This window comes from Pseudomonas sp. Ps21-P2, from assembly GCF_039672565.1.
Lineage (GTDB): Bacteria > Pseudomonadota > Gammaproteobacteria > Pseudomonadales > Pseudomonadaceae > Aquipseudomonas.
In genome coordinates, this window is sequence record NZ_JBDFPL010000004.1 from 18,746 (window position 1) to 45,001 (window position 26,256).

At 58.2% G+C, this 26,256-nt stretch carries 27 protein-coding genes and 1 riboswitch; of the genes, 19 read left to right on the plus strand and 8 right to left on the minus strand.

Translation table 11 applies throughout. The annotated features are described in order from the left end of the window. Positions 1 to 5: 5 nt before the first annotated feature. Positions 6 to 896, plus strand: coding sequence for a 3-hydroxyisobutyrate dehydrogenase (mmsB, locus tag ABEH28_RS11085; protein ID WP_346629959.1), 891 nt, complete (start codon positions 6 to 8; stop codon positions 894 to 896). A 199-nt stretch (positions 897 to 1,095) separates the two neighbouring features. On the opposite strand, the gene argH is transcribed toward mmsB, so the two are convergent. Then, on the minus strand, positions 1,096 to 2,523 hold the full coding sequence (argH, locus tag ABEH28_RS11090; RefSeq protein ID WP_346629960.1) for an argininosuccinate lyase: 1,428 nt from the start codon (positions 2,521 to 2,523) through the stop codon (positions 1,096 to 1,098). A gap of 259 nt (positions 2,524 to 2,782) precedes the next feature. Here argH and ABEH28_RS11095 point away from each other — a divergent pair, with 259 nt between their 5' ends. From ABEH28_RS11095 to ABEH28_RS11105, 3 genes are all read left to right on the plus strand, one after another. Continuing rightward, positions 2,783 to 3,547 carry a sulfite exporter TauE/SafE family protein gene (locus ABEH28_RS11095; RefSeq protein WP_346629961.1) on the plus strand — a complete coding sequence of 255 codons (765 nt, stop codon included), beginning with the start codon at positions 2,783 to 2,785 and terminating at the stop codon, positions 3,545 to 3,547. Positions 3,548 to 3,760: 213 nt separating this feature from the next. After that, positions 3,761 to 4,345, plus strand: a complete 585-nt coding sequence (locus tag ABEH28_RS11100) for an NAD(P)H-dependent oxidoreductase (protein WP_282372873.1) — start codon at positions 3,761 to 3,763, stop codon at positions 4,343 to 4,345. 115 nt (positions 4,346 to 4,460) lie between these two features. Further along, on the plus strand, positions 4,461 to 5,357 hold the full coding sequence (locus tag ABEH28_RS11105) for a LysR family transcriptional regulator (RefSeq protein ID WP_346629962.1): 897 nt from the start codon (positions 4,461 to 4,463) through the stop codon (positions 5,355 to 5,357). 4 nt (positions 5,358 to 5,361) lie between these two features. Here the strand turns inward: ABEH28_RS11105 and ABEH28_RS11110 are convergent, their stop codons facing one another. Beyond that, positions 5,362 to 6,240, minus strand: coding sequence for a LysR family transcriptional regulator (locus ABEH28_RS11110; RefSeq protein ID WP_346629963.1), 879 nt, complete (start codon positions 6,238 to 6,240; stop codon positions 5,362 to 5,364). 112 nt (positions 6,241 to 6,352) lie between these two features. Here ABEH28_RS11110 and ABEH28_RS11115 point away from each other — a divergent pair, with 112 nt between their 5' ends. Both ABEH28_RS11115 and ggt read left to right on the plus strand, forming a co-directional pair. Further along, positions 6,353 to 7,321, plus strand: a complete 969-nt coding sequence (locus ABEH28_RS11115; protein WP_346629964.1) for a DMT family transporter — start codon at positions 6,353 to 6,355, stop codon at positions 7,319 to 7,321. Positions 7,322 to 7,443: 122 nt separating this feature from the next. Further along, on the plus strand, positions 7,444 to 9,111 hold the full coding sequence (gene ggt / locus ABEH28_RS11120) for a gamma-glutamyltransferase (protein ID WP_346625647.1): 1,668 nt from the start codon (positions 7,444 to 7,446) through the stop codon (positions 9,109 to 9,111). Positions 9,112 to 9,319: 208 nt separating this feature from the next. Here the strand turns inward: ggt and ABEH28_RS11125 are convergent, their stop codons facing one another. Beyond that, positions 9,320 to 10,903 (minus strand): peptide chain release factor 3, encoded by a 1,584-nt coding sequence (locus tag ABEH28_RS11125; RefSeq protein WP_282372734.1) that lies wholly within the window; start codon positions 10,901 to 10,903, stop codon positions 9,320 to 9,322. 334 nt (positions 10,904 to 11,237) lie between these two features. On the opposite strand from ABEH28_RS11125, the gene ABEH28_RS11130 reads away from it, so the two are divergent. The 4 genes from ABEH28_RS11130 to ABEH28_RS11145 are packed head-to-tail and all read left to right on the plus strand — an operon-like array spanning position 11,238 to position 14,779. Next, on the plus strand, positions 11,238 to 11,951 hold the full coding sequence (locus ABEH28_RS11130; protein ID WP_074886589.1) for an ABC transporter permease: 714 nt from the start codon (positions 11,238 to 11,240) through the stop codon (positions 11,949 to 11,951). Positions 11,952 to 11,979: 28 nt separating this feature from the next. Beyond that, positions 11,980 to 12,948, plus strand: a complete 969-nt coding sequence (locus ABEH28_RS11135) for a glycine betaine ABC transporter substrate-binding protein (protein WP_346629965.1) — start codon at positions 11,980 to 11,982, stop codon at positions 12,946 to 12,948. Then, positions 12,945 to 13,598 carry an ABC transporter permease gene (locus ABEH28_RS11140; protein WP_065990219.1) on the plus strand — a complete coding sequence of 218 codons (654 nt, stop codon included), beginning with the start codon at positions 12,945 to 12,947 and terminating at the stop codon, positions 13,596 to 13,598. Before ABEH28_RS11135 ends, ABEH28_RS11140 begins: the two co-directional genes overlap by 4 nt. An 11-nt stretch (positions 13,599 to 13,609) precedes the next feature. After that, the gene (locus ABEH28_RS11145) at positions 13,610 to 14,779 is read left to right on the plus strand and encodes an ABC transporter ATP-binding protein (protein ID WP_282372735.1); all 1,170 of its coding nucleotides are present in this window, start codon (positions 13,610 to 13,612) and stop codon (positions 14,777 to 14,779) included. Between the two features lie 60 nt (positions 14,780 to 14,839). On the opposite strand, the gene ABEH28_RS11150 is transcribed toward ABEH28_RS11145, so the two are convergent. Genes ABEH28_RS11150 through ABEH28_RS11165 form a run of 4 tightly spaced genes read right to left on the minus strand, consistent with a single transcriptional unit; the run spans position 14,840 to position 17,926 of the window. Continuing rightward, positions 14,840 to 15,757 (minus strand): hypothetical protein, encoded by a 918-nt coding sequence (locus tag ABEH28_RS11150; RefSeq protein ID WP_346629966.1) that lies wholly within the window; start codon positions 15,755 to 15,757, stop codon positions 14,840 to 14,842. Between the two features lie 7 nt (positions 15,758 to 15,764). Then, on the minus strand, positions 15,765 to 16,106 hold the full coding sequence (locus ABEH28_RS11155) for a hypothetical protein (protein ID WP_192170664.1): 342 nt from the start codon (positions 16,104 to 16,106) through the stop codon (positions 15,765 to 15,767). Further along, positions 16,103 to 17,434: an N-acetylmuramoyl-L-alanine amidase gene (locus ABEH28_RS11160; RefSeq protein WP_346629967.1), complete on the minus strand. Its 1,332-nt coding sequence runs from the start codon at positions 17,432 to 17,434 to the stop codon at positions 16,103 to 16,105. Before ABEH28_RS11160 ends, ABEH28_RS11155 begins: the two co-directional genes overlap by 4 nt. A gap of 3 nt (positions 17,435 to 17,437) precedes the next feature. Further along, a complete protein-coding gene (locus ABEH28_RS11165; protein ID WP_346629968.1) occupies positions 17,438 to 17,926 on the minus strand; it encodes a hypothetical protein in 489 nt (162 codons plus the stop codon). Between the two features lie 534 nt (positions 17,927 to 18,460). On the opposite strand from ABEH28_RS11165, the gene ABEH28_RS11170 reads away from it, so the two are divergent. Further along, positions 18,461 to 19,624, plus strand: a complete 1,164-nt coding sequence (locus ABEH28_RS11170; RefSeq protein ID WP_192170666.1) for a type III PLP-dependent enzyme — start codon at positions 18,461 to 18,463, stop codon at positions 19,622 to 19,624. A gap of 51 nt (positions 19,625 to 19,675) precedes the next feature. Here the strand turns inward: ABEH28_RS11170 and ABEH28_RS11175 are convergent, their stop codons facing one another. Further along, positions 19,676 to 20,452, minus strand: coding sequence for a hypothetical protein (locus ABEH28_RS11175; protein WP_346629969.1), 777 nt, complete (start codon positions 20,450 to 20,452; stop codon positions 19,676 to 19,678). Positions 20,453 to 20,771: 319 nt separating this feature from the next. Between ABEH28_RS11175 and ABEH28_RS11180 the strand changes: the two genes are divergently transcribed. The 8 genes from ABEH28_RS11180 (at position 20,772) to ppa (ending at position 26,236) form a co-directional block, all read left to right on the plus strand. Beyond that, the gene (locus ABEH28_RS11180) at positions 20,772 to 21,095 is read left to right on the plus strand and encodes a DUF190 domain-containing protein (protein WP_012723172.1); all 324 of its coding nucleotides are present in this window, start codon (positions 20,772 to 20,774) and stop codon (positions 21,093 to 21,095) included. 95 nt (positions 21,096 to 21,190) lie between these two features. Then, a riboswitch (Fluoride riboswitch) is annotated at positions 21,191 to 21,263 on the plus strand. An 80-nt stretch (positions 21,264 to 21,343) separates the two neighbouring features. After that, complete coding sequence (locus ABEH28_RS11185) at positions 21,344 to 22,690, plus strand: voltage-gated chloride channel family protein (RefSeq protein ID WP_012723171.1); 1,347 nt, start codon at positions 21,344 to 21,346, stop codon at positions 22,688 to 22,690. Continuing rightward, positions 22,687 to 23,052 (plus strand): hypothetical protein, encoded by a 366-nt coding sequence (locus tag ABEH28_RS11190; RefSeq protein WP_012723170.1) that lies wholly within the window; start codon positions 22,687 to 22,689, stop codon positions 23,050 to 23,052. Before ABEH28_RS11185 ends, ABEH28_RS11190 begins: the two co-directional genes overlap by 4 nt. Positions 23,053 to 23,135: 83 nt before the next feature. Continuing rightward, the gene (locus ABEH28_RS11195) at positions 23,136 to 23,459 is read left to right on the plus strand and encodes a DUF190 domain-containing protein (RefSeq protein ID WP_012723169.1); all 324 of its coding nucleotides are present in this window, start codon (positions 23,136 to 23,138) and stop codon (positions 23,457 to 23,459) included. 42 nt (positions 23,460 to 23,501) lie between these two features. Next, entirely contained in the window at positions 23,502 to 23,768 is a 267-nt protein-coding gene (locus ABEH28_RS11200) for a hypothetical protein (protein WP_012723168.1), read from the plus strand. Between the two features lie 103 nt (positions 23,769 to 23,871). After that, entirely contained in the window at positions 23,872 to 24,213 is a 342-nt protein-coding gene (locus ABEH28_RS11205) for a hypothetical protein (protein WP_032657050.1), read from the plus strand. Positions 24,214 to 24,286: 73 nt separating this feature from the next. Next, entirely contained in the window at positions 24,287 to 25,570 is a 1,284-nt protein-coding gene (gene eno / locus ABEH28_RS11210; protein ID WP_012723166.1) for a phosphopyruvate hydratase, read from the plus strand. 114 nt (positions 25,571 to 25,684) lie between these two features. Continuing rightward, the gene (gene ppa, locus ABEH28_RS11215) at positions 25,685 to 26,236 is read left to right on the plus strand and encodes an inorganic diphosphatase (protein WP_012723165.1); all 552 of its coding nucleotides are present in this window, start codon (positions 25,685 to 25,687) and stop codon (positions 26,234 to 26,236) included. Positions 26,237 to 26,256 lie beyond the last annotated feature (20 nt).

The window sequence follows — 26,256 nt, forward strand, 5'->3', positions numbered from 1 at the left end:
CGACCATGAAAATCGCATTCATCGGCCTGGGCAATATGGGGGTGCCGATGGCGCGGAACTTGATCCGTGCCGGGCATCAGCTGCATTTGTTCGACCTGAACCAACAGGTGCTGGCCGAGCTAGCCGAATTGGGCAGCCGCATCAGTGAGTCGCCCAAACATGCTGCTCAGGGTGCCGACCTCGTCATCACCATGCTCCCGGCAGCCGCTCACGTTCGCGCGGTTTATCTGAATGAAGACGGCGTATTGGCTGGCATCAGCGCAGGGGTGCCGGCGGTGGACTGCAGCACCATCGATCCACAGACCATTCGCGATGTGGCGGCCGCAGCGGCGAAACAAGGTGTGGTGGTCGGCGATGCGCCGGTGTCGGGCGGCACGGGCGGCGCGCAGGCCGGGACGTTGACGTTCATGGTCGGCGCCAGTCTTGAGCACTTCACGGTGCTCAAGCCGATCCTCGCGCAGATGGGCCGCAACATCGTTCATTGCGGCGATGTCGGCACCGGGCAGATCGCCAAGATCTGCAACAACATGCTCTTGGGCATTTCCATGATCGGTGTGGCAGAAGCCATGGCGCTGGGTAATAGCCTGGGCATCGACACCGGCGTGCTGGCGACCATTATCAACAGCTCGACCGGGCGCTGCTGGAGCTCGGAAATGTACAACCCGTGGCCCGGCGTCGTGGAAACCGCCCCGGCGTCGCGCGGCTACACCGGAGGGTTTGGCGCAGAGCTGATGCTCAAGGACCTGGGCCTGGCAACCGAAGCCGCCAAAGCCGCACGCCAACCCGTGATCATGGGCGCGCTGGCGCAGCAGCTGTATCAGGCGATGAGTCTGCGCGGTGATGGCGGCAAGGATTTCTCGGCGGTGGTTCAGGGTTACATCAAGAAGGAAAACTGAGGGTGCACGCCCCGGCCTCTTCCCGGCTAAAGCCGGTCCCACAATGTGCGCGCGGTCAGTCAGTGGGACTGGCTTTAGCCGGGAAGAGGCCAGCTCGAACACCCGCATTTTCGCGGCGTGACATCCGATGCCTTCCCGGCTAAAGCCGGTCCTACAATGTGCACGCGGTCCTACTAAATGCACGGAGTCCCACCGAGAACTAACCCCGCGGGCCGCTGTAATCCTTGGCCCACTGCTCTTGCGCCACCAAGTGCTGTTTAAACCGCGCGATCTGTTCGGCCACTCGCACCGGCGACGTTCCGCCCCAGCCGCTGCGCGCCGCCAGTGCAGCTTCAAGCGTCAGGCTCTCCAACACCTCCGGCGTCAGGCGCGGATCGGTGTCGGCGAGCATCTTTGGCGTCAGCTCCGGCAGCCCGATGTCCTGGGCCTCACACAGCTGCACCAGTTGCCCGGTGATCTCGTGGGCTTCCTTGAACGGCACACCGCGAACGGCCAGCCAGTCGGCGATTTCCGTCGCCAGGGTGAACCCCAAAGGTGCCTGCCGCAGCAATTCGTCCTTGCGCACCTTCATGGTTCGAACCATGCCGGCGAAGGCGGGCAGCACCAGATTCAGCGTGTCCAAAGCGTCGAAGATGGCGTGCTTGTCTTCGCTCAAATCCCGGTTGTACGACAGCGGCTGCGCCTTGAGCACCGACAGAATCGCCGTCAGCGAACCGATCAACCGGCCGGATTTACCCCGGGCCAGTTCGGCGATGTCCGGGTTCTTCTTCTGCGGCATGATCGAGCTGCCAGTAGCGTAGGCATCATCCAGCTCGACCCAGCGAAACTGCCGCGATGTCCAGATGCAGAACTCCTCGGCCATGCGCGAAATATTGATCCCCAGCATGCTCGCGCAGAACAGAAACTCGGCCACGTGATCGCGGCTGGCGACGGCGTCGATGGAGTTCTCACACGGCCCGGCGTAGCCCATTTCCGCCGCCGAACGTTGCGGGTCGCGGGCGATGGCGGAACCGGCCATGGCGGCGGCGCCGAGGGGCGACAGATTGAAGCGCTCATCCCAATCCTGCAGGCGCTGGATGTCACGATGAATTGCCTGGGCGTGGGCCATCAAGTGATGACCGAACACGATTGGCTGCGCTTGTTGCAAGTGAGTGAAACCCGGCGCAATGGTCTCGATATGCGCTTCGGCCTGACCGACCAAGGCCTGCTGCAGATCCAGAATCGACAGGGTCAGCACGCGAATCCGGTCACGCAAAAACAGCCGCATGTCATTGGCTGTCTGATCGTTGCGCGACCGCCCGGCGCGAAGCTTCCCGCCCAGTGCGCCAAGGCGTTCGGTAAGCAGGCGCTCGATGAAGGTGTGCACGTCCTCGTCGGCGGGAATGGGCTGAATCGTGCCGGCGGCAAAATCCTCGTCAATCGATTGCAGCGCGTCGGTGATGCGGCGGGTTTCGTCGGCGTCCAGCAAACCGGCGCGCTCAAGCTCGTGGGCGTGGGCCTTGGAGCCTGCCACGTCATAAGGCGTCATGCGGAAATAGACGGCGGGCGAGCGTGACAGGTTGGCCATCGCTTCGGCTGGCGCTGATTTAAAGCGCGCGCCCCACAGACGCTCAGTTGCATCAGACATATGCATTCCCCCTCAAACACGTGATTGCTGGCGAGCCAGGCGTCGGCGACGTCAGGGGATCCTAGGAAAAACCGGCTGCCGGTGAAATGTTACAAATGGCAAGTCGGGTTGGCAGAAATGGAAAGCTGCTTGATTCGGCCTGCTGATCAGAAGCGTGGTGCAGACTTTTTTTCGTTACCGCAGGTGCCGGAATGTGGTGAAGTGGCGCCGATCACCACGCTCGCTGTTTCCCGTCGTCGACCTTTCGCAGGATGCGCCCATGACTGATTTTCTATCGCTCCATCAACACCTCGGCTGGACCTTGTCAGTGCTGGTGCTGCTGACATTTTTGCTGGCGGGGACGGTCAAGGGCGTGATAGGCATGGGCCTGCCGACGGTCGCGATGGGGCTGCTGGGCGTGATGATGCTGCCGACCCAGGCGGCGGCGTTGCTGCTGATCCCCTCGACGCTGACCAACCTCTGGCAGCTGGCAACCGGCGGGCATCTGCGAGGACTGTGCACGCGTTTGTGGCCGCTGCTGTTGATGATCGTCATTGGCACGCTGCTCGGCTCATACGCGCTGGGCCTCGGCAACGGGCACGGCATGGCGAGGGCACTGGGCGGCGCGCTTTTCGTTTACGCGCTGTGTGGCCTGTTTCTACCGACGCTCAAGGTTCCGCCCACGGCCGAGCGCTGGCTCGGGCCGTTGTGCGGATTCATCACCGGCCTGGTCACCTCGGCCACCGGCGTCTTCGTCATTCCAGCGGTGCCTTACATTCAGGGCCTGGGGCTGGATCGTAATGAACTGGTGCAGGCGCTGGGTTTGTCGTTCACCGTCTCGACCCTGGCACTGGGCGTTGGTCTGTTCTGGAACGGCGCAGTGGGCAGCGCCGAAATGGGCGCCTCGTTGCTGGCACTGATTCCCGCGTTGCTCGGGATGATGTTCGGTCAGTGGCTGCGTCAACGGATCAGCGCGCTGGTGTTCAAGCGGATGTTCTTTATCGGCATGGCCCTGCTGGGCGCGCATCTGATGATCGCGGGCTGATTACGCGGCGTTCGGTTCGGATTCACGCTGCCGTTCTATCAACATAAATTCATCAATAGCCGCCTGACTCGTGATTCAGGCGCAAATGTATTTTGCCCCTCTGCGGCTTATTCCCGCCTCGTCTGCCAGATATTCTGCCGTCCATTCCAATTGAAGACCCTCAATCCAGTAACGCTGAACCGCGGGCTGCATTGACGACGGACGAGGCTTGATATGAAAAAAGTACTGTTTCTCAACGGCGGCAAACAATTCGCGCATTCCGACGGCCGCTACAACACCACGCTGCATGAAGCCGGCCTGGCGCTGCTGGACCGTGCCGGTTTTGAAGTACGACAGACCTTCATCGACGGCGGCTACGACGTGGCCGAAGAAGTGCAGAAGTTTCTCTGGGCTGACGTGATTATCTGGCAGATGCCGGGCTGGTGGATGGGGGCGCCGTGGACGGTGAAAAAGTACATCGACGAAGTGTTCACCGAAGGTCACGGCAGCCTGTACGCCAACGACGGTCGCACCCGTTCCGATGCCTCCCAGCGTTATGGCAGCGGCGGCTTGCTGCACGGCAAGCAATACATGATTTCGGCCACCTGGAATGCGCCGCAGCAAGCGTTCGACGACCCGGCCGACTTCTTCGAAGCCAAGGGCGTGGATGCCGTGTACTTCCCCTTCCACAAGGCCAACCAATTCTTGGGCATGACCGGCCTGCCGACCTTCCTGGCGGTGGACGTGATGAAGATGCCGAATGTGGAAGCAGACGTGAAGCGGTACGAGGCGCATCTGGCCTCGGTGTTCGGGATCTGAGGGGGAGGAGCGAGCTACAAGCTTCAAGCGGCAAGCTTAAAGCTCAATGCCTGCCGCTTGCCGCTCTTGCCAGCAAGCACGCTAATATCCAGTCTCTTGTGAGCGGGAGACAACAGTGAAAGCCAGGTCGGATGAGTTGCAGGTGTTTGTGACGGTGATCGAAAGCGGCTCGATTTCAGCTGCGGCCGAGCAGGTCGGGCAGACGCCTTCGGCAATCAGCCGCACGCTGTCGCGACTCGAAGGCAAGCTGGGCACGACGTTGATCAATCGCACCACGCGGCGCATGGACCTGACCGAGGAGGGCAAGTATTTCCTTGAGCGGGCCAGGCAGATTCTGGATCAGATGGAAGAGCTGGAAGAGCGCATGTCGGTGCGACAGCAGACGCCCTCCGGCCGTTTGCGGATCAACGCGGCGTCGCCCTTCATGCTGCATTCCATCGTCCCGTACGTCGCCGAGTTTCGCGCGCTGTACCCGGACATCCAGCTGGAGCTGAACAGCAACGATCTGATCATCGATCTGCTGGAACAGAGCACCGATGTGGCGATCCGTATTGGCGTGCTGGCTGATTCCACCCTGCATGCCCGGCCTCTTGGCAGCAGCCCGCTGAACATCCTGGCCAGCCCTGAATACCTCGAAAAGTACGGCACGCCGAAAACCGTTGCAGCGCTGAGCGAGCATTCCCTGCTCGGCTTCACCCAGACCGATACCCTCAATCACTGGCCGTTGCGCCACGCGGACGGGGATCGGCTGTTCATCCAGCCGACGGTTTCGGCCTCCAGCGGCGAGACGTTGCGCCAGTTGGCGTTGGCGGGTGAGGGCATTGTGTGCCTGTCGCACTTCATGACCCACGAAGACATCCGCCAGGGCCGCCTTAATGTCATCCTGCCCCAGGCCAACAGCGGCTATCGACAGCCGATCCACGCCGTTTACTACCGCAACTCGCAGCTGGCGTTGCGGATTCAGTGCTTTCTGGATTTCATTCAGGAGAAACTGGCGGCGTACGCCGCCTGACGCGTCACGCCTCGCCCACCCCGCTGAATTCCGCCCGTAACATCTGCACAAACGCCTCCCGCGCCGGGTGATGCTCGGCGCTCTCGTGCCAGTAAAACAGGTTGTCGATGGAGGTCAGTTCAGGGAATTCATAACCGACCCAGCCCGAGCCTTTGCGGTACTGCTCGTAAACCCCTTTGGGCACCAGCGCCACCCCGGCCCCGGCGCTGACGCAACCGACGATGGTGCCGTAATTGGCGATGCTGACGATGGGCTGAGTCTGGCCGTCGCTCTGCAACCAGCGCTCCAGCGCCGCGCGATAAGGGCAGCCTTCGGGCCACATGAAAATCGATTTGCCCTGCAGATCCGCCGCGCTGCGAATCGGCCCCAACGACTCGGCGGCAATCAGCACCAGATCCTCCCGGTACATCGACGTGCGCTTGAGCCGTGGGCGTTTGACATCGATGGCGACAATGGCGCCGTCGAGCTTCTGGTTGAGCGTCGCGTCGAGCAGTTGCGTGCCGGTGCCAGTGGTCAGCTCCAGCGACACCTGCGGATAACGCGCATGAAAGCGCGCCAGCAGTCGCGGCAGCCGCGCCGTGGCCGAAGATTCGATGGCGCCGATGCGCAACGGCCCGGATGGCGCGGCGTCCGGGTGCACCACGCGTTTGGCTTCGTCGGCCAGGCTCAGCATCTTGCCGGCGTAGGTGAGAAAGATTTCTCCCGCCGCACTGATGCGCAAACCGCGACCCTGACGGTAGAACAGCTCGGTGCCAAGCTCTGTTTCAAGCGCCTTGATCCGTGCGGTGATGTTCGATGGCACGCAATGCAAGACCTCCGCCGCGCGGGCAATGCTGCCGGTGTCGACGACAGTCTTGAACATGCGAATCTGGGCCAGTTCCATTCATCACCAAAAGTGAGGGGTTGAGTCATTATTGTTCGGTTGTGGTGAGCATAGGTTGTTTCGATACTCGCAGCCATGGGCAAGCGCCGTGCTTGTCGGCAGGAGTATCGAGATGAGCGTGGTGGCTGAACCCGTTTGCAAGTCGGAGACGACGGTTAGTGCTGCAGTGCCTTGGCAAGGGGTGAAAGTCGCCCTTGCCACTTTTTTCGTGGTTGCTTGCTGGGGCTTCTCGCCGACCGGCATTCGCATCGGTTTGCAGGCCTATGAGCCGGGGCATCTGGCGCTGCTGCGCTTTCTGATCGCGTCGGTGTTCATGCTGTTAATCGCCTCATCGCAACGCATCGCGTTACCGCGCCTGAAAGATCTGCCGTTGCTCGCGGTGCTGGGTTTCTTCGCCGTCAGCCTGCATCACATCGCCCTCAACTTCGGCCAGGCCGGCGTGACTGCCGGGGCGTCGAGCGTGCTGGTTCAGTCGACGCCCCTGTTCACCGCGCTGCTGGCGCATTTCGTGTTCAAGGAGCGGGTCAGCGCCTGGCGTTGGGGCTGTGTGGCGCTCGGGCTGGTGGGCGCCGCGATTGTTGTCACCGGTGATCGCGGCATTGGCCACATGGACGCCCGCGGGCTGCTGATCCTGGTGGCGGCGTTTTCCTGGAGCATTTATTTCTCATTGCAGAAGCGTCACAGCCACCGGTACGACGGCCTGACCATGGTCTGTTACACGGTCTGGGCCGGCACGGTGTTCCTGCTGGTTTACCTGCCGGGGCTCATTGGCGAAATCGTCAACGCGCCGCTGCGGGTCAATGTGGCCGTTGGTGTGTTGGGGCTGTTCCCCAGCGCGCTGGCGTATCTGGCCTGGGCGTATGTCTTGAAGCACATGGACGTCAGCCGCGCCTCGATGAGTTTGTACCTGACGCCGCCTATGGCCATCGCCATTGCGTCGGTGATGCTGGGCGAGTTGCCTTCACAGCGGGTGATCGTCGGGTCGATTGTGGTGCTGGCGAGCGTGTTGGCGCTCAATCTGCGGCGGGAGAGGGCGGTGGTGTTTCCCGTTCGGGATGAACCTGAACGTGCCCCGGTTTAGGCGCTTGGCCGTTTGCGTTTGCGCCAAGTTTCATCATTAATGTGCAGCCGGACCGTTAGTCTCTTCAGCCTCCAGACAGCCCATCAGTTCCAAGCTGTCGCATTTGCCATCAAGGAAGCCCCATGCGTGCAGTGACCCTGAAAACCCTTGCCCTGTCGGTGATCTTCGCCGCGAGTTCGCCAGTGTATGCCGTGGTGCTGGAAGGCGGCGCCGTTGCGGCCCCGGACCAATACGGTGCTCAGGTCGCTGCGCAGATTCTGAAAAAGGGCGGCAACGCCGTCGATGCCGCTGTCGCCACGGCCTTCACCCTGGCGGTCACTTACCCCGAAGCGGGCAACATCGGCGGCGGTGGCTTCATGACCCTGTTCATGAACGGTCGGCCGTATTTTCTCGACTACCGCGAAACCGCGCCGAAAGCCGCTACGCGCAACATGTACCTGGACGACAAGGGCGAGGTCATCCCGGGCATGAGTCTGGTGGGCGCACGTGCCTCGGGCGTGCCCGGCACGGTAATGGGGCTGTGGGAAGCCCATCAGAAATTCGGCAAGCTGCCGTGGGCCGAGCTGCTGACGCCGGCCATTGGTTACGCCAAAAACGGCTTCAAGGTCGCCGACAAGCAGTACATGTACGGCGCCGAAGCCATCAAACAGCTCAACGGCAAAACCAATTTTGCGGATTACTTCGGCGACATGAAGACCGGGGAGACCTTCCGTCAGCCGGAGCTGGCTAAGACCCTGGAACGCATCGCCAACAAAGGCGCCAACGAGTTTTATCAGGGCCAGACGGCCGAGCTGCTGGTGGCGCAGATGCAGCACGACAACGGACTGATCACCAAAGAGGACCTGCAGGATTACAAGGCGGTCTGGCGCAAGCCGCTGCACGTGAACTTCAACGGCAACACGCTTTATACCGCGCCGCTGCCCAGTTCCGGCGGCATCGCGCTGGCGCAATTGATCGGCATGAAGCAGCTGCTTGCCGATGACTTCAAAGACGTGCCGCTCAACTCGGCGCGCTATATCCATCTGCTCGCTGAAATTGAAAAACGTGTGTTCGCCGATCGCGCCAACTACCTGGGCGATCCGGACTTTTCCGTGGCGCCGGTGAATCAGCTGACCGATAACGCCTACCTGGCCAAGCGCGCGCATGAGGTCAACCCGACAGCGATTTCGCCCACGGAAAACGTAAAGGCCGGGCTTGAATCCCACCAGACCACGCACTTCTCCATCGTCGATGCCAAGGGCAACGCGGTCAGCAACACCTACACCCTGAACTGGGATTACGGCAGCGGCGTGGTGGTGAAGGGCGCAGGCTTTTTGCTGAACGACGAGATGGATGATTTCAGCTCCAAGCCCGGCGTGGCCAATGCGTTCGGCGTGGTCGGCGGAGATGCCAATGCCATTCAGCCCGGCAAGCGCATGTTGTCGTCGATGAGCCCGAGCCTGGTCACCCGCGATGGTGCGGTCACGCTGGTGCTGGGCACGCCGGGCGGCTCACGGATTTTCACCACGGTGTTTCAGGTGCTGAACAACCTCTATGACTTCCACATGCCGCTGAAAGACGCGGTTGCCGCGCAGCGGGTTCATCACCAGTTGCTGCCGAAAGACACGATCTACACCGAGAAATTTGCACCGCTGGCCGCACCGGTGGCTGACGAGCTGACGGCCATGGGTTACACGCTGAAGGACCAGGGTTGGTCGATGGGCAATGTGCAGGCGATCAAGATCGACGGCACGAAGGTCGAAACCGCGTCCGATCCTCGTGGGCGGGGTGTGGGGATGGTGGTGAAGTAACGAGAGGCCCATGTGGGAGTGAGCTTGCTCACGAATGCGTCAGTTCAGGCTACTCCAATCGCCCGTCCTGCCGCTTTCGCGAGCAATGTGGAGCGCCACCCCGGTCGCTCCCACAGGTTTTGCATCACCCCGAGATCTGATACAGCCCCGCCCGGTCGATGATTGTTCCCACGCAGAGCGTGGGAACAATCACTCGGAGGAGTGAGCCTTAGTGATGCTCCCGCGTTGCGCGGAATTTCACGTCAGGCCAGCGCTCTTCCATCAAGGCCAGATTGACCCGCGTCGGCGCGAGGTAGGTCAGGTGACCGCCGCCGTCCACGGCCAGGTTTTCCACGGCCTTGTTCTCGAATTCCTCGAGCTTCTTCTTGTCGCTGCAATCGATCCAGCGGGCTGACCACACGGTGATGGGCTCGTAGGCGCACTCGACTTTGTATTCTTCCTTCAAGCGGCTGGCGACCACATCGAACTGCAGCACACCGACGGCGCCGAGGATGATGTCGTTGCTGCGCTGGGGGAAAAACACCTGAGTGGCGCCTTCCTCGGCCAGTTGCTGCAAACCCTGACGAAGCTGCTTGGATTTCAGCGGATCTTTCAGGCGCACGCGGCGGAACAGCTCCGGGGCGAAGTGCGGAATGCCGGTGAATCCCAGAGCCTCGCCTTCAGTGAACGTATCGCCGATCTGAATCGTGCCGTGGTTGTGCAGGCCGATGATGTCGCCGGCGTAGGCTTCTTCCAACTGCTCACGCTCGCTGGAGAAGAACGTCAGTGCGTCACCGATGCGCACGTCCTTGCCGGTGCGCACATGGCGCATCTTCATGCCCTTGTCGTACTTGCCCGAGCAGATGCGCATGAACGCGATGCGGTCGCGGTGTTTCGGGTCCATGTTTGCCTGAATCTTGAACACGAAACCGGCGAACTTTTCCTCGACCGGCTCGACCGTGCGCTCGTTGGCAACCCGGGCCAGTGGCTTCGGCGCCCAATTCACGACGGCGTCCAGAACGTGGTCGACACCGAAGTTGCCCAGCGCCGTGCCGAAGAACACCGGGGTCAACTGGCCGTCGAGGAATTCCTGCTGGTTGAATTCATGACAGGCGCCTTGCACCAGTTCCAGCTGATCGACAAAGCGATCGTACTCATCACCCAAGTGGGCGCGCGCTTCGTCCGAGTCGAGCTTCTCGATGATTTTCACCTCGGTGCGCTCGTGACCGTGACCGGCGGTGTAGACGATGATGTAGTCGTCGGCGAGGTGATACACGCCCTTGAAATCGCGGTAGCAACCGATCGGCCAGGTGATGGGCGCGGCCTTGATCTTCAGGACCGCTTCGATCTCGTCGAGCAGCTCGATCGGGTCGCGAATGTCGCGGTCGAGCTTGTTGATGAAGCTCACGATCGGCGTGTCGCGCAGGCGGCAGACGTCCATCAGTGCGATGGTGCGGGGCTCAACCCCTTTACCGCCATCGAGCACCATCAGCGCCGAGTCGACGGCGGTCAACGTGCGATAGGTGTCTTCGGAGAAGTCTTCATGGCCCGGGGTGTCGAGCAGGTTGATCATGTGATCGCGATACGGGAACTGCATGACCGAGGTGGTGATGGAAATGCCGCGCTGCTTCTCCATTTCCATCCAGTCGGAGGTGGCGTGACGGTCGGATTTACGCGACTTCACCGTACCGGCGACGGAAATGGCCTTGCCCATCAGCAAGAGCTTTTCAGTGATGGTGGTCTTACCCGCATCGGGGTGGGAAATGATGGCGAAAGTGCGGCGTTTCGCGACTTCGGCGGCCTGTCTGGTCATGGGAAATCGCCCGAGAGGTGATTCAAAAAAAGGGCGGCGATTATAGCCCAAACCAAAGCAATAACCGAACCGTTCAGTCAATAAGGGGTGGCCAGATACCATCGCACGTGGGAACCTTTGCGGTTACGGAGACGTCCATTCCCTGGTATCGCAAGACGCCAAGGGTTGCAAAATCAGCAAGTTAGCTTGACGAAGCTGCGCTCATGGCTTGTGTTTTCGCCGAGGTATCAACCTTTCCGGCGACCCACCCGCTGCTCTTCGCGAACGTTCGCGTGCTGCCTGAAAGAGCCAGTTTCACGCCAGACGTTCGCCGACTGAAATAAGGAGTCCGCCCGTGGCAAATCGCTATGGCAAGGGGCTGTTGGGAGGTGTGATTGTCATCGCACTCCTGGCCCTGCTGGTCCAATGGATCGGCATCAGTACCATCAGGCAATATCAGGATGATCTGCTGTTTTATCTGCAAGCCCATGTCTGGCTTGTGTTGGCTTCGATGCTCGCGGCACTGGTGGTCGGCATCCCGACCGGCATTGTCCTTAGCCGACCGAACATGGTTGGCCGCGCCGAACGCTTCATGCAGATCTTCAACATCGGTAACACCGTTCCTCCTCTCGCCGTGCTGGCCATTGCTCTGGGTATTCTGGGCATCGGCAGCGGTCCGGCAATCTTCGCTTTGTTCCTCGCTTCGTTGTTGCCCATTGTGCGCAACACCTACGAAGGCCTGAAAAACGTTCAGGGGTCCCTCAAAGAAGCCGCTCGCGGCATCGGCATGACACCGCGTCAGGTGTTGTGGCGTGTCGAGCTGCCCAACGCCGTGCCGATTATCATCGGCGGTGTGCGTGTGGCACTGGCGATCAACGTCGGGACCGCGCCACTGGCCTTCCTCATCGGCGCGAACAGCCTGGGCAGCCTGATTTTCCCCGGCATCGCCCTGAACAATCAGCCGCAACTGGTGCTGGGCGCCGCGTGTACCGCGTTGCTGGCGCTGCTGCTCGATGGCGCCGTGACCCTGGCAAGCCGTCTCTGGCTGGAACGCGGCTTGGCTCGATAACTCGAGCCCCGCTGAGAAAGGAATTGCTATGAAGAAGTTATGCACATTAATCATGGGCTTCGGGCTGTTGCTGTCCGGTTTCGCCCATGCCGCGGATGCAGCCGCTGAAACGCCGGTTCTGCGGATCGGCGCGCGGGTGTTCACCGAGCAGACCATGCTGGCCGAACTGACGGCTCAATACCTGCGCGACAAGGGCTATGACGTCCAGATCACCGGCGGCCTGGGCAGTAACCTGGCGCGCAGTGCCCAGGAAAGCGGCCAGCTGGATCTGCTGTGGGAATACACCGGTGTATCGCTGGTGGCCTACAACCATGTCGACGAGAAGCTCGACAGCGAGCAGACCTATCAGCGCGTCAAGGAACTGGACGCGAAAAAGGGGCTGGTCTGGCTGTCGCCGTCCAAGTTCAACAACACCTACGCCTTGGCTCTGCCGGACAAAATTGCCCAGCAGTATCCGCAGGTCAACACCATGTCTGACCTGACCACAGTGCTCAAAGCTGAAGCCGACAAGGGTCACATCGTTGCGCTGGACACCGAGTTCGCCAACCGTTCCGACGGTCTGGTGGGCATGGTCAAGCATTACGGCATGAACCTGGGGCGTGAAAACACTCGTCAGATGGACGCCGGCCTGGTCTACACCGCGCTGCGCAACGGGCAGGTTTTTGCGGGCCTCGTCTACACCACCGATGGCCGCCTGAACGCGTTCAAACTCAAGGTGCTGGCGGACGACAAGCACTACTTCCCGGACTACACCGCCGCACCAGTCATCCGCAAAGAGTACCTCGACAAGCACCCGGAACTGGCCGATTTGCTCAAGCCACTTGCCGCGCTGCTGGATAACCAGACCATGCGTACGCTGAACGCGCGCATCGACGTCGACCACGAAAGTCCTACCGTCGTGGCGGCAGAATTCCTGCGCGAGCATCCGATCAATCCTTCCGCCGACAGCGTGCCGGTCCCGCCGGCGTCGGCGGCAAAACAGGAGGAGAAACCATGAGTTTCCTCAGCGCTTTCTCCCATCTGGACTGGAATCAGGTCATGCACCTGACCCTGCAGCACATCACCCTCGTCGGCATCGCGGTAACGCTGGCGATTGTCGTCGGCGTGCCGCTCGGCGTGTTAATGACGCGCTTCCCGACCCTCGCCGGGCCGTTGCAGGCCAGCGCCACCGTGCTGCTGACCATCCCGTCGATTGCCCTGTTCGGCTTGCTGCTGCCGTTCTATTCGAAGTTCGGTCAGGGCCTCGGCCCGATGCCGGCGATCACAGCGGTGTTTCTCTACTCGCTGCTGCCGATCATGCGCAACACCTACCTGGCGCTGACCGGCGTCGAGCCCGGCATTCGTGAAGCCGCCAAGGGCATCGGCATGACCTTCGGCCAGCGCCTGCGCATGGTCGAACTGCCGATCGCCGTGCCGGTGATCCTTGCCGGCGTCCGCACCGCCGTGGTCATGAACATCGGTGTCATGACCATCGCCGCCACCATCGGCGCGGGCGGTCTGGGCGTACTCATCCTCGCTTCCATCAGCCGCAGCGATATGTCGATGCTGATCGTCGGCGCCGTACTGGTCAGCATTCTGGCCATCTTCGCCGACCTGCTTTTGCAATGGCTGCAACGCTCGCTGACTCCAAAAGGACTCCTGAAATGATCGCCAAACAAATGATTGAGCTGCAGAACCTGACCAAGACTTTCCAGAGCAACGGCAAGGAAGTGAAGGCCGTCGATTCAGTGAGCCTGACCGTCAATGAAGGCGAGATCTGCGTGTTCCTGGGTCCGTCGGGTTGCGGCAAAAGTACAACACTGAAAATGATCAACCGGCTGATCATGCCGACCTCCGGCAAAGTGCTGATCAATGGCGAGGACACCACCGGTCTCGACGAAGTCACCCTGCGCCGCAACATCGGTTACGTGATTCAGCAGATCGGCCTGTTCCCCAACATGACCATCGAGGAAAACATCGTGGTCGTGCCCAAGCTTCTGGGTTGGGACAAGCAGAAGTGCCACGACCGTGCTCGCGAACTGATGAGCATGATCAAGCTGGAACCCAAGCAGTACCTGCATCGCTATCCGCGCGAGTTGTCGGGTGGTCAGCAACAGCGGATCGGTGTGATTCGTGCGCTGGCGGCCGACGCGCCGCTGCTGCTGATGGACGAGCCCTTCGGTGCGGTCGACCCGATCAACCGCGAGATGATCCAGAACGAGTTTTTCGAGATGCAACGCGCGCTGAACAAGACCGTGATCATGGTCAGCCACGACATCGACGAAGCCATCAAGCTGGGCGACAAGATCGCCATCTTCCGCGCCGGCAAGCTGCTGCAGATCGATCACCCGGACACCCTGCTGGCGCACCCGGCGGATGATTTCGTCAGCAACTTCGTCGGCCAGGACAGCACGCTCAAGCGCCTGCTGCTGGTCAAGGCCGAAGACGCGGCGGACAACGCGCCGTCCGTGAGCCCGGAAACCCCGGTCGCCGATGCGCTGGAAATCATGGACGAGAACGACCGCCGCTACGTGGTCGTCACCGATGCCGAAAACAAGGCGATGGGCTACGTCCGCCGCCGCGACCTGCACCGTCAGGCCGGCACGTGCGAGCAATACCTGCGCCCGTTCAACGGCACCGCCGCTTACGACGAACACCTGCGCATCCTGCTGTCGCGCATGTACGAGTTCAACCGCTCGTGGCTGCCGGTGCTGGATGCCGAAAATGTGTTCCTGGGTGAGGTGACGCAGGAATCTATTGCGGCTTACCTGAGTTCCGGCCAGTCGCGCGGGATGAAGACCAGCATTGTTTCGCCGGCTGAGTTGGTGGAGCAGGCTGCGTTGAGTTGATGTGAAGGGTCCGGGTGCTTTGGTGCCCGGGCTACTGTTGACGGTGACGACGCTGAGTCGTTATCGCCGACAGTCAGGGTTGTAATTGGTCTGCGTGAATGACATGAGGATCAAGCCCACAGCGTTCCCAACAATCGTGATGACCATGAGCGAGTCAACGGACTGTTGAAAAACCGCTACCTGAACGATCAGCGTGTAAACGGCTGTTCCAGCAATACCCACCGTTACGACATGTCGGCCGATTGTTCTTATGGACAGCACCAGTGCTGATTGCATCAGGACCAGGAAGATCACGGTGAGGGCCGTCAACTGAGGCGCCTCAGACACGATGGTCACGAGGGCACCATCCAGCAATCCAATCGTTGCGCAGACCAGGAAAGCGAACAGTGATCTGCGCGCATATAGGTTGTGGAAGGGTTGGCCTAGATTGTTAAGTCGCTGGGTTAACAGTGTAATTAAATAAAGCGAAATGCCGCACGTTACTGAAAACGTCACACCTGTTTCCAGCTCGTAATCATCATGTATGCCACTGCCTTGCATGACTGAGCTGTAAGAAGTACAAAGCACCCATCCTGTGCCCAGTGTAAGCAGAAAGCCAAATAGGCCCAATCTGCCTGACTTTCTTATATTCGTCAGAGCGATGATGATCGAGCTCACCGAGAGGGCGATGCCGGCAAACACGGCTGGGTTAAGGTTTAGCAAAGCTGTGTAGCCACTTGCCCAGCAGGTGAACGTAAACAGGGCGATCCAAAAATAGTTCTTGATCAGTTGTCTTGAAGAGAATGTGGTGGTTGGCGGAGTGGGGGTAAACAGGAATAGGGGTAACGCTATGATGATTGATGCCAACGATGCAACGGCGGCAAGGACGATGGGTTCCAAGTCCACGTTCTGCTTGTAAGTGATGTAATTCATTGTCATGGCATTGCCAGTTAGAAAAATAATTAGTGCGGTCAGGCCTAGCGAGTAAAGTTTTTTCATATTCAAGTCAATGTGTCGTGGCTGTAGTCTGTTTTTTGAATGAATCGATATATGCCTTGTGGCATCCATCTCTGTCTGATTCGTCCTCTATTTGCGTGATATACCCTAAATGGTATCGGCAGTAATCGATCAAGTCCTGGCGGTCGTCATCCCTCAGCTCATGCACCGGATCAAAATCGCTGTCGGTCGCGAACATATTCTCGAATTCGATTTGTAGGGCGGGTTCTTTTTTTATAAAAAATACGGTGATGTTGTCTTCCGCCCAGTGCGTGTCGTAGTAGCCGATGTTGAGGACGGTCCATGCTGTGATGATAAGAACCACCGTAAACAAGAGAATAATCTTTTTCATTCTTGTAGTGGCCTGTGTAGTCCGGTAGTGGCACGCACTACTTTCACAAAATTCATTCCAATATTTCCGGGGCAGATTTTATGCTGATCCTCCGTCTGATGAGGGAACTCTCTGTGGCCGCCGAGGTGTTTTATAGGAAACTCGCGGTTAAAAGCCCTGATCAGATTGATAGCAGCCTCCTGCTGAATATTTGGCACTTGCATCGTGGTGTTAATTCCAAGGTGACTGAAAATCGTACGTGCTACCGCAGTCAGCCCTCCGCCCTCTTCTGGACTACTTAGGTTGTCCAGAAGCACGATGCCTAACACGTTGGAGTTATAAAGCTTGAGGTGTTCGCCCTTGAAGCGTATGTCCCTACCTTCGTAGACGACGCCGGAACAGTCGATTCCAAAATGGTAACCGACGTCATCAGACTTTTCGGCCATTTGAGAATCTTGTACATACCGCATCTGTTCGGCCCCAATACCGCATGCGTAGCTTCTCCCCGCGTGATGAAGTGCAACCATGCTGTAATCCCAGTCTCGGTCCAACGGCTTTTTAGGCGAAGTCGCATGCCACTCCGAACGTTCAACAAACCCGTGCCCCAGCTCCCGCACTTTCCGAATAATCGCCTCTCGCGTCGCGGCCCGATCATTCACGGTGATCACCATGGGCTTCGGCGCATCCCCATGGATCAACGTCTCCACGCGCGTTGTGGTCGTCACTTCGCGCGTGGTCATTCCCGCAAGCTCACTCAACTCTCGCACTGGCGAGCGGAACATGACGTGGAGAGACACGACGGACTCCGCTGAAGAACCCTCAACGCGGGCCAGTCCATAGCTGTCGGTGATACCGGTCTTCTGCTGACCGTCCACCCTCGCCACAAACGCCCGGTTCACCAGCGGCTGTCCCGTTTCGCTGTCGCGGATGACGAAGGTACGGACGAAGACTCTTCCCGACGCCCGAGTGGTGTGGGGATAAAGAGAAGGCGGGGTACTCGATGTGGGCGTCACGTGGCGTGGCGTCGCAGGAGTAGGCGCAACGCGAGCGGCTCCCGCGCGCCCTGACCGCGAAGCAATCAATCGATTCGTGCCCGGCGGACACGCGCACAACACAAGCGCGTCATGCACGGCGGTCGGGATGCCTAGCCACACGAAGCGACTGTCCCCTTCGACGATTTCACCGATCTGCCCACACACGCCGCAAGGGCTGGTCTTGTCGCCTAGCCGCAATGCCATCCGGCCCTGTTCCAGGGATGACTGCACAAGACTGGCGTGGCAGATTGCGCCGGTGGTGGTCGCGTCTCCATCGAGGCCTTGTTCCCGATTGTGGATGCCGAAGAATCCCATGCATCAACACTCCGCAGCAGGAAGGAAATCGTCCGGCCACGCGACATCCTGGCGTTGCAGCAACAGAAGGTGTCCCTGGGGCGTATTGATGATCTCGTCGCCGTTGCTCAAGCGACTGCCAACCAGCGCAATTTGACTGTTCGCTTCTCCTGCACCGGTAAGGATCTGCGCCTCAGTGCCATCGGGGTAAACGGCGTAATCACCGACTCGTGCGCCCGCGACCTCACGGCCGTCAGCGAGCGTGAAATTCATACCCAGTGTGCCTTTCACGATGACACCGCCATCGCGGGTCTGGCTGCCTTCCGCTGCCACCCGGAAAATGCCAGTGGCGGGGTGGGCCTGCTTGAACGCTTCGTTCTCGTTTGCCCGAGTCAAGGCTTCCGGACTGAACGTGGCAAGCGCCTCGTCTGAAAAGTGCGGTCGATTCTGATCACGCAGGTACTCGGCGGTGATGTCGTTGTTGTACAGCGGGGAAAGGGCGTTCTCTTGCATGACGTTGATCCTTGGTCGGGTTGATTCAGCGCCTCGCACAGTTCGTGCGAGGCGAATGGACGCCAACCTAGTGATCGGGATCAGTGTGATACGTGGGGCGGAGAGACGTAGTGCGTAGCGGACTTCTGATGATCAGGTAGCCGATGTCTGACGGACAGGTGGCTTTCGTAACGGATTGCCCATTCGCCACCCACCGGGAACATCACCCTGTCACATCGGTCGGTTACTACGGGTTGATTGAACGCGCGTGGATTCCCGTCTGGCAAAAACGGGCAGAAACGCGACATTTTTAGTTGATCTCCGGCCCCTCAGGTCCTACAGTTCGCGCCGAACGTCCATGCTGGAAACGATCCATCCGGCTCAAGTACTGACGACGAGACAGCAAGGCCACGGGACATCGCGTTCCCATGGCCTTTTTGCTTTCGGCCGAGCAGCCTTGGGAAGTAGGCGAACCAAAGTGGGGATACGGAGGACGTTCACGAGCCGCGCGCTCACACCCATTGTTTTTTACCGTTTGCCAACAGGAGTCCCCGCATGTCGATCCAGGTCGAAGACTATTTCGAGAAAAGCACCTTCGATAAAATGAAGGCGTTTGCCGACAAGCAAGAAACCCCGTTCGTGGTCATCGACACCGCGATGATCAGCAAGGCCTACGACGACCTGCGTGCAGGCTTCGAATTCGCCAAAGTGTATTACGCAGTCAAAGCCAACCCGGCGGTCGAAATCATCGATCTGCTGAAGGAAAAAGGCTCCAGCTTCGACATCGCCTCGATCTACGAGCTGGACAAAGTGATGGACCGCGGCGTCAGCCCGGATCGCATCAGCTACGGCAACACCATCAAGAAATCCAAAGACATTCGCTACTTCTACGAGAAGGGCGTGCGTCTGTTCTCCACCGACTCCGAAGCCGACCTGCGCAACATCGCCAAGGCTGCGCCGGGCTCGAAAGTCTACGTTCGCATCCTCACCGAAGGCTCGACCACGGCTGACTGGCCGCTGTCACGCAAGTTCGGTTGCCAGACCGACATGGCCATGGACCTGCTGATTCTGGCCCGTGAACTGGGCCTGGTGCCTTACGGCATCTCGTTCCACGTCGGTTCTCAACAGCGCGACATCAGCGTCTGGGACGCCGCGATCGCCAAAGTGAAAGTGATCTTCGAGCGTCTGAAAGAAGAAGACGGCATCGTGCTCAAGCTGATCAACATGGGCGGCGGCTTCCCGGCCAACTACATCACCCGCACCAACAGCCTGGAAACCTACGCTGAAGAAATCATCCGCTATCTGAAAGAAGACTTCGGTGATGACCTGCCGGAAATCATTCTGGAGCCGGGCCGTTCGTTGATCGCCAACGCCGGTATTCTGGTCAGCGAAGTGGTGCTGGTGTCGCGTAAATCCCGCACCGCCGTCGAGCGTTGGGTGTACACGGACGTGGGCAAGTTCTCCGGCCTGATCGAAACCATGGACGAAGCCATCAAGTTCCCGATCTGGACCGAGAAGAAAGGCGAAGTGGAAGAAGTCGTCATCGCCGGCCCGACCTGCGACAGCGCCGACATCATGTACGAGAACTACAAGTACGGCCTGCCGCTGAACCTGGCCATCGGTGATCGTCTGTACTGGCTGTCCACCGGGGCGTACACCACCAGCTACAGCGCTGTGGAATTTAACGGCTTCCCGCCGCTGAAGTCTTACTACGTGTAAATCTGCGCAGTAACGAGAAAACGGCACCCGGTGGGTGCCTTTTTTTGCGGTTCAAATACTGAATCGAAGAATACTGTCGAGGGTGTAGTTGATCAGGCGCTGAGCCTCGCGTGCTGAGATGGCCGCGGATTGACACGACACGGTCATGCGCCGCGCGGTTTGATTGGCCTTGAGCGCCTGGACTTCACGGAGTGTGGCGTTCAAGAGGCCGGACAATCGCGAGCAATAGGCCCCCATATTTCCTGCCGAGAGGATCGTCGTATTGTAGGCGCGACGATGCCATTGCATTGCGCCTCTTGCCGAATCCAGACTGCTCTCGTCCGTCACCGCGCTGCTCAGCGTTTCCGGTACGTTGCTGGACTTTCCTTTAACCAGCAGCCCTTTTCGTTTCGCATATTCATACGTCCTGACGTTCATGAAGTCGATGAACCGGGGAATGGTCTGCGTTGCGCATTCGATGATGCGGTCGCATTCCGCCTGTTGCCGCTTGAACTCTGCATCGTGGCGCAGCAGATCCTGCGTGAGCTGCGCGATTCGGTTGTCGAACGGGTTGCTGTCCAGCAGTGCGACCAGCTCAGCCAGTGTCTTTTTGGTGTCGTGATGGAGCGAGCGAATCTGCTTCACGCTGCTGCTCCAGAGCGTACTGCCCTGCCGCGCGATGGCGACGGCTTGATCCATCGCAGGCTCCCTGTATTTACCGTATTCGGCTTGAGGCACCAAACCGAGTTTGATCTTGAAGGCTTCAATGTGCTGGGGAAGTTTTTCCAGATAGCCGATGTTGTATCCCAAGTACCCGACATCGTCGTATTCGATGAGATGTGTTGTCATGATGCCGCCCTCCATGGCGTTACAGCGCAAACTCGTTGTGTTGCCACTGCGCGGTGGCGCAGGTCTTGTCTACGTCGAAGCGTTCGAATTCGTCATGCCTGATGCCCATAATTCTTGCGGAACTCGCGGTCTGCCTCTTTGAACACTTTGAGCTGGGCAATTGCATGAACTTGACCAGCCATTTGCATTCGACTTGACCAGTCGTTTGCATCCGACTTGACCAGTGCGCATGATGCCAGTGTGAATCCTGCCCGGGTGGCAATGACGGCTGCCGGGCTTCTGTCCTATCAAATAATCAGCACGCGCTTAGGAGAGGAACATGAAAGGTTTTCTGGTCACTTTCTTTACTCAACAGAATCGTCGCTATCAGGGAAAGATGCTCGGCGACTGGATCGTTGATTTGGCGAAAGAAATGGGACTGCGGGGTGCGACTCTGTCCACAGGTATCGAAGGCTTTGGGCATACCGGCCGGCTGCATTCCTCGCATTTTTTTGAACTAGCGGATCAGCCTACCGAAATTCGTATGGCCATTACCGAGGACGAATCTGTGCAGTTATTCAAGCGATTGGAGCTTGAAGATATCTCGTTATTTTACATAAAAACCCCAGTTGAGATGGGCTTCGCCGGAACAGAAGTCACCTAGTCTGGCCTGCTTTCATAAGCGGTGACTCGAAGACGCCTACGCTTGCCTCGTGCTCCGAAACACGATTTTACATTTTGGACAGAGCTCGCTAAGATCGGCTCATTGGAGATGGCATTCCTCCATTAACCAACCGCTGTGCCCGTAGCAGCTGATGATGCCTACAGAAACCTGATCAACCAGGTCTGTAGGCGTTCGCGCCCAGAATCCCCTTTTTGGTCAGGCCCACTTACATTTTTGTGGCTGGCCAAATGTCTAAATTTCGACGACCTGAACAACTCGACTTACTGCCCTATATTGCGAAATGGCTTGCGCTTGCTGGTCTTGTAGCTCTTTTGGCAGGCTCTGCCTCTGCGTTATTCCTCCTTTCTTTGGATCATGCCACCCAGTGGCGAGAAGCCCATCCCTGGGTGCTCTGGCTCCTGCCAGTTGCTGGCTTTGCCGTGGGACTTGCGTATCACCTGATAGGCAAACCAGTTGATGCCGGAAACAACCTGATCATCGATGAGATCCACGATCCTAAAAAGACTATTCCCTTGCGCATGGTGCCGATGGTGCTAATCGGAACCGTGGTTTCCCACCTCTTCGGTGCATCTGTGGGACGTGAGGGAACGGCGGTGCAGATGGGCGGCGCTCTTGCGGATCAATTGACGCATGTCTTTCGGCTACGCCGCGAAGATCGCCGGGTGATTCTCATGGCCGGTATCAGTGCTGGCTTTGCGTCCGTCTTCGGCACCCCTCTTGCCGGGGCTTTGTTCGGACTTGAAGTGTTGGCCATCGGACGCATGCGTTACGACGCGCTTTTCCCTTGCGTGGTTGCGGCAATCGTTGCTGACCAGGTGGGGAAAGCCTGGGGAGTGGTTCATACGCATTACGTCATTGGCGAAGTGGTTCCCGTGCAGCTCTGGAGCGTCATGGCTGTGGTCGCCGCTGGGATTATCTTCGGCCTCACTGGCCTGCTATTCGCGACGACCACCCATAAGCTAGGGGCTTTCGTTAAACGACTTATCTCCTATTCGCCATTACGACCATTCGCCGGCGGCCTTCTGATCGCAGTGGCAGTGTGGGCGCTTGGTAGCAACCATTACACCGATGTCGATAAGTACATCGGACTGGGGATTCCGAGCATCGTCCAATCCTTTCAAATGCCAATGGCTCCTTGGGACTGGCTTGGAAAGATGTTGTTCACCGTTGTCTCCCTGGGGACTGGATTCAAGGGCGGCGAAGTCACTCCGCTGTTTTACATTGGAGCCACCTTGGGGAACGCGCTAGCGCCCCTCTTACATCTTCCCTTCGGCATGCTGGCTGGTATCGGTTTTGTCGCTGTCTTCGCTGGTGCAGCTAATACGCCACTGGCAACCATTGTCATGGCCATGGAGCTCTTCGGGCCTGAAATTGCTCCGCTTGCAGCCATTGCCTGTATCGCAAGTTACCTCGTATCCGGGCATACCGGGATCTATCACGCCCAGCGCGTCGGTCACAGCAAGCATCACCGTCCTCTGCCGAAGGAAATCCGGCTCTCCGATATCAAGCAATTTCATGCTCAAAGTGAATCCGCCAGCGAGCGCAAAGTGACTTTTATTGGGGAAGAGAAATGACCGAACATCGCCAAGATCGCCTGACAGCTTTGCAGCTCTATTTCCCTGGCGCTAGTCGGGCTCGAGTTACAAATTTCTGGCATCACCTGAGTGCGCCCGCACTTGCCCAACACCTTCTTAAAGTCGCGCAGAAAGCCAAGATTGATCAGGTCATGCTCAAACCGATTTCTGCGGGCTATTTGACGGGCCATCGCATTTCCCATCATCACCCGGAGCTTGGTGATATGCGTCATCCGCAGTGTCTGGAATTGCTGGATACAGAGGTCAAGCTGCGCACCTTCCTGCGCGACCACGCTGACGAGTTGCGCAAGGTGCGAGCAGTTCTTCTCTTATGCGAGTTACCGCTCAGTGAAGCCTTGTAATTCAGTTCGAAGAAACAGTTCGCAAATGAAGAGGCATAGCCGACTAACCGTTGGTCGCTCTCGCCACATTAGAGGATGTTGCCATGAATGGCTTTCAACTGACGTTTTTCACTGAACAGAGTACCAACTACCAGCATCTTCCACTCGGGGAGTGGCTGGTTGAGTTCGCCAAACGAGAGGGCATGTTGGGAGCGACGCTGGTGAGCGGTACGGAAGGCCTGGATCATTTAGGACATTTGCATACCGCGCATTTCCTCAGCGGTGCTGATCATCCGGTCACAGTGACGATATCCACTGATGAGCCCGGGTGCGAGAAGTTGCTGGAAGCATTGGCCAAGGAGGCGTTTTCGCTGAGCTTTATCAAATTGCCCATCGAGTACGGTCGAGTGGGCCAGGCGAAAAGCTGAAAACCACGGTTTGTTGGACAACCAGTAAAAAGGATAAACGCCATGTACCGAATTTATAACCTGCGTCCACAGCCAGCCCCCGTCAACTGGGCTCGTGACAACAGGCCGCTCCTCGTAGGACTGGTTTTTTGGGCGCTTTTTTTGGCGGGCATTGCAGGCAGCCAAAAGGTATCGAGCGAGGGTTGGTACATCGTCACCTCGCTCGAAGGCGCCTTGGTCACGATGCGCATGCCCAGTGAGAAATCCTGCAAGGCAGACGTGACCATCACCTGCGTACCTGGCTACGAGCTGAGAGCACAGCAACGTTGAACGTTACGAGCGCGATGGTGGTGGGCAATCCAAAGATGAGATTGCGAAATGGAACTCACCGACGTCGGCTCATCAAAACCACTTTAGAGAAATGGGATACCACATGAGCGCAGTGATGCTGAGCATCGTATTCGGGCTTGTGATGGGCAGGCTTTTTACAGGATCCGTCTATGAATTCGTCGCGCTTTTCATCGTAAGCATTGGAGTGTCGTTGCTGACGTTTCATCTGCTAGATCAAAGGCGGGCCATGCTACAAGCCCAGACTGCGTACTGCTGTTCTGTGATGGTTGCGTCAAACCAAATGCTGGAGCTTTTCCAGATGGCAAAGGGAGGGCAATTCATGCCCTTGGTGGGAGAGATTCCTGAGCTAATTATTGGAGGCTTCTTGGTTCCCGCAATTGCGGTGTCGGCAGTGCAGCTGTTCAGAATACTCATGGAGAGCTGACTTCCGAAATCGAGGCCTCTCGACTTATTCACATGGTTAATGACGTTCCCGAATCGTCCCTTGGAGAAAATCAATGAAAACGCAAATCCAGGCTATTCATGCACGTGAAATTCTCGATTCACGCGGTAACCCTACCGTTGAAGTCGACGTCACCTTGGAGTGCGGAACACTGGGCCGGGCTTCAGTCCCGTCCGGTGCCTCTACAGGCGCTCACGAAGCTGTTGAGTTGCGTGACCATGATCCAAAGAGGTATTCCGGCAGAGGAGTGTTAAAGGCCGTTAGCAATGTGAATACCGAAATACTTGAGTCTCTGAGAGGCCAGGATGCAGTTGACCAGGAACAGATTGATCATCTGATGATTAAGCTGGATGGAACACCTGATAAGTCTAGGCTTGGAGGAAACGCCATCTTGGGCGTCAGCCTCGCCGTAGCCAGAGCGTCGGCTTCTGCGATGAAAGTGCCCTTGTTCCAATATCTGGGCGGCGAGCAAGCAGCAAGAATGCCCGTCCCAATGTTCAATATTCTCAATGGCGGTGTTCACGCAAACTGGCAAGGCCCTGACTTCCAAGAATTTATGATTGCACCTACAGGGGCTGGCAGTTTCAAGGAAGCCTTGCGTTGGGGCGCTGAGGTGTACCACGAGCTGAAAGCGGTGCTTAAGGACGCCGGCTACTCAACAGCGGTCGGAGATGAAGGCGGCTTTGCGCCGACGCTCAAGAAAAACTCAGATGCCATTGAGCTGATCATTAAGGCAATTGAAAGGGCCGGTTATACCCCTGGATCTCAGATCGAGATCGCTATCGACCCAGCATCCAGCGGTTTCTATGAGAACGGTCTTTACCATCTGCGCTCTGAAGGTCGTAAGGTCGATGCTCAAGAGCTGATTAGTCTCTATTCCTCCTGGGTCGACAAGTACCCGATTGCGGTACTGGAAGATGGCCTCGCGGAAGACGATTGGTCGGGCTGGAAGCAATTGAATGCTGCGCTGGGTAACCGGATCGAGTTGGTTGGAGATGACCTGTTTGTCACCAACGTCGAACGGATTCAACGAGGCATCAAAGAAAACGTCGCCAATGCTGTACTGATTAAACCCAATCAAATCGGAACCCTGACTGAGACCAAAGCCGCCATCGTAATGGCTTACGGGGCAAATTGGGGAGCTATGGTTTCTCATCGTAGCGGGGAGACTGTAGACAGCTTCATCGCAGATCTGACTGTTGCCATGGGTACTGGCCATCTCAAGACGGGCGCTCCATGTCGAGGGGAGCGGGTCGAGAAATACAATCAGTTTCTGAGAATAGAAGAGCATCTTGGCAGCCATGCGTTTTATGCAGGACATGATGCATTCGTGCGCTGACGGCCTATAGCCGGTAAACCTGTTGTACTGGTTACCGTAAAAAACGAACCACATATCGCTGTTGGCAAAAACGTCAGTGGCATTGGCCTTTCCTAGACGCTTGGAGATATGAGCATGAGCTACACGGATATTCCAGCTGGTAACGCGATCCCCGATGACTTCTTCACCGTTATCGAGATTCCTGCAAACCACTCGCCGATCAAGTACGAGGTGGACAAGCCGAGTGGACAAATTTTCGTAGACCGCTTCCTCAGCACGCCCATGTTCTATCCGGCCAACTACGGGTTCATTCCAAATACGTTGAGCGATGACGGAGACCCGTTGGACGTCTTGGTGATTTGCCCTTACCCGGTATCGCCTGGCGTTGTCATTCGTAGTCGCCCGGTTGGCGTGATGTACATGACGGACGAAGCTGGAGCGGATGCCAAGGTGATCGCGGTGCCTCATGAAAAACTAAGCTCTGTGTACAGCAACATAAAGGAATTCTCTGACCTCCCTGCATTACTCCTCGCACAGATCCAGCACTTCTTCGAAAGCTACAAGGCATTGGAGCCGGGTAAGTGGGTAAAGATGGGCCGTTGGGGGAGCGCAGATGAGGCCCGAGAAGAGATTCGCAAATCGGTAGCTACGTATAAACCAAAAAAGGGGGACCACTCGCCACATTAAAGGATGTGGCCACCTGTGTA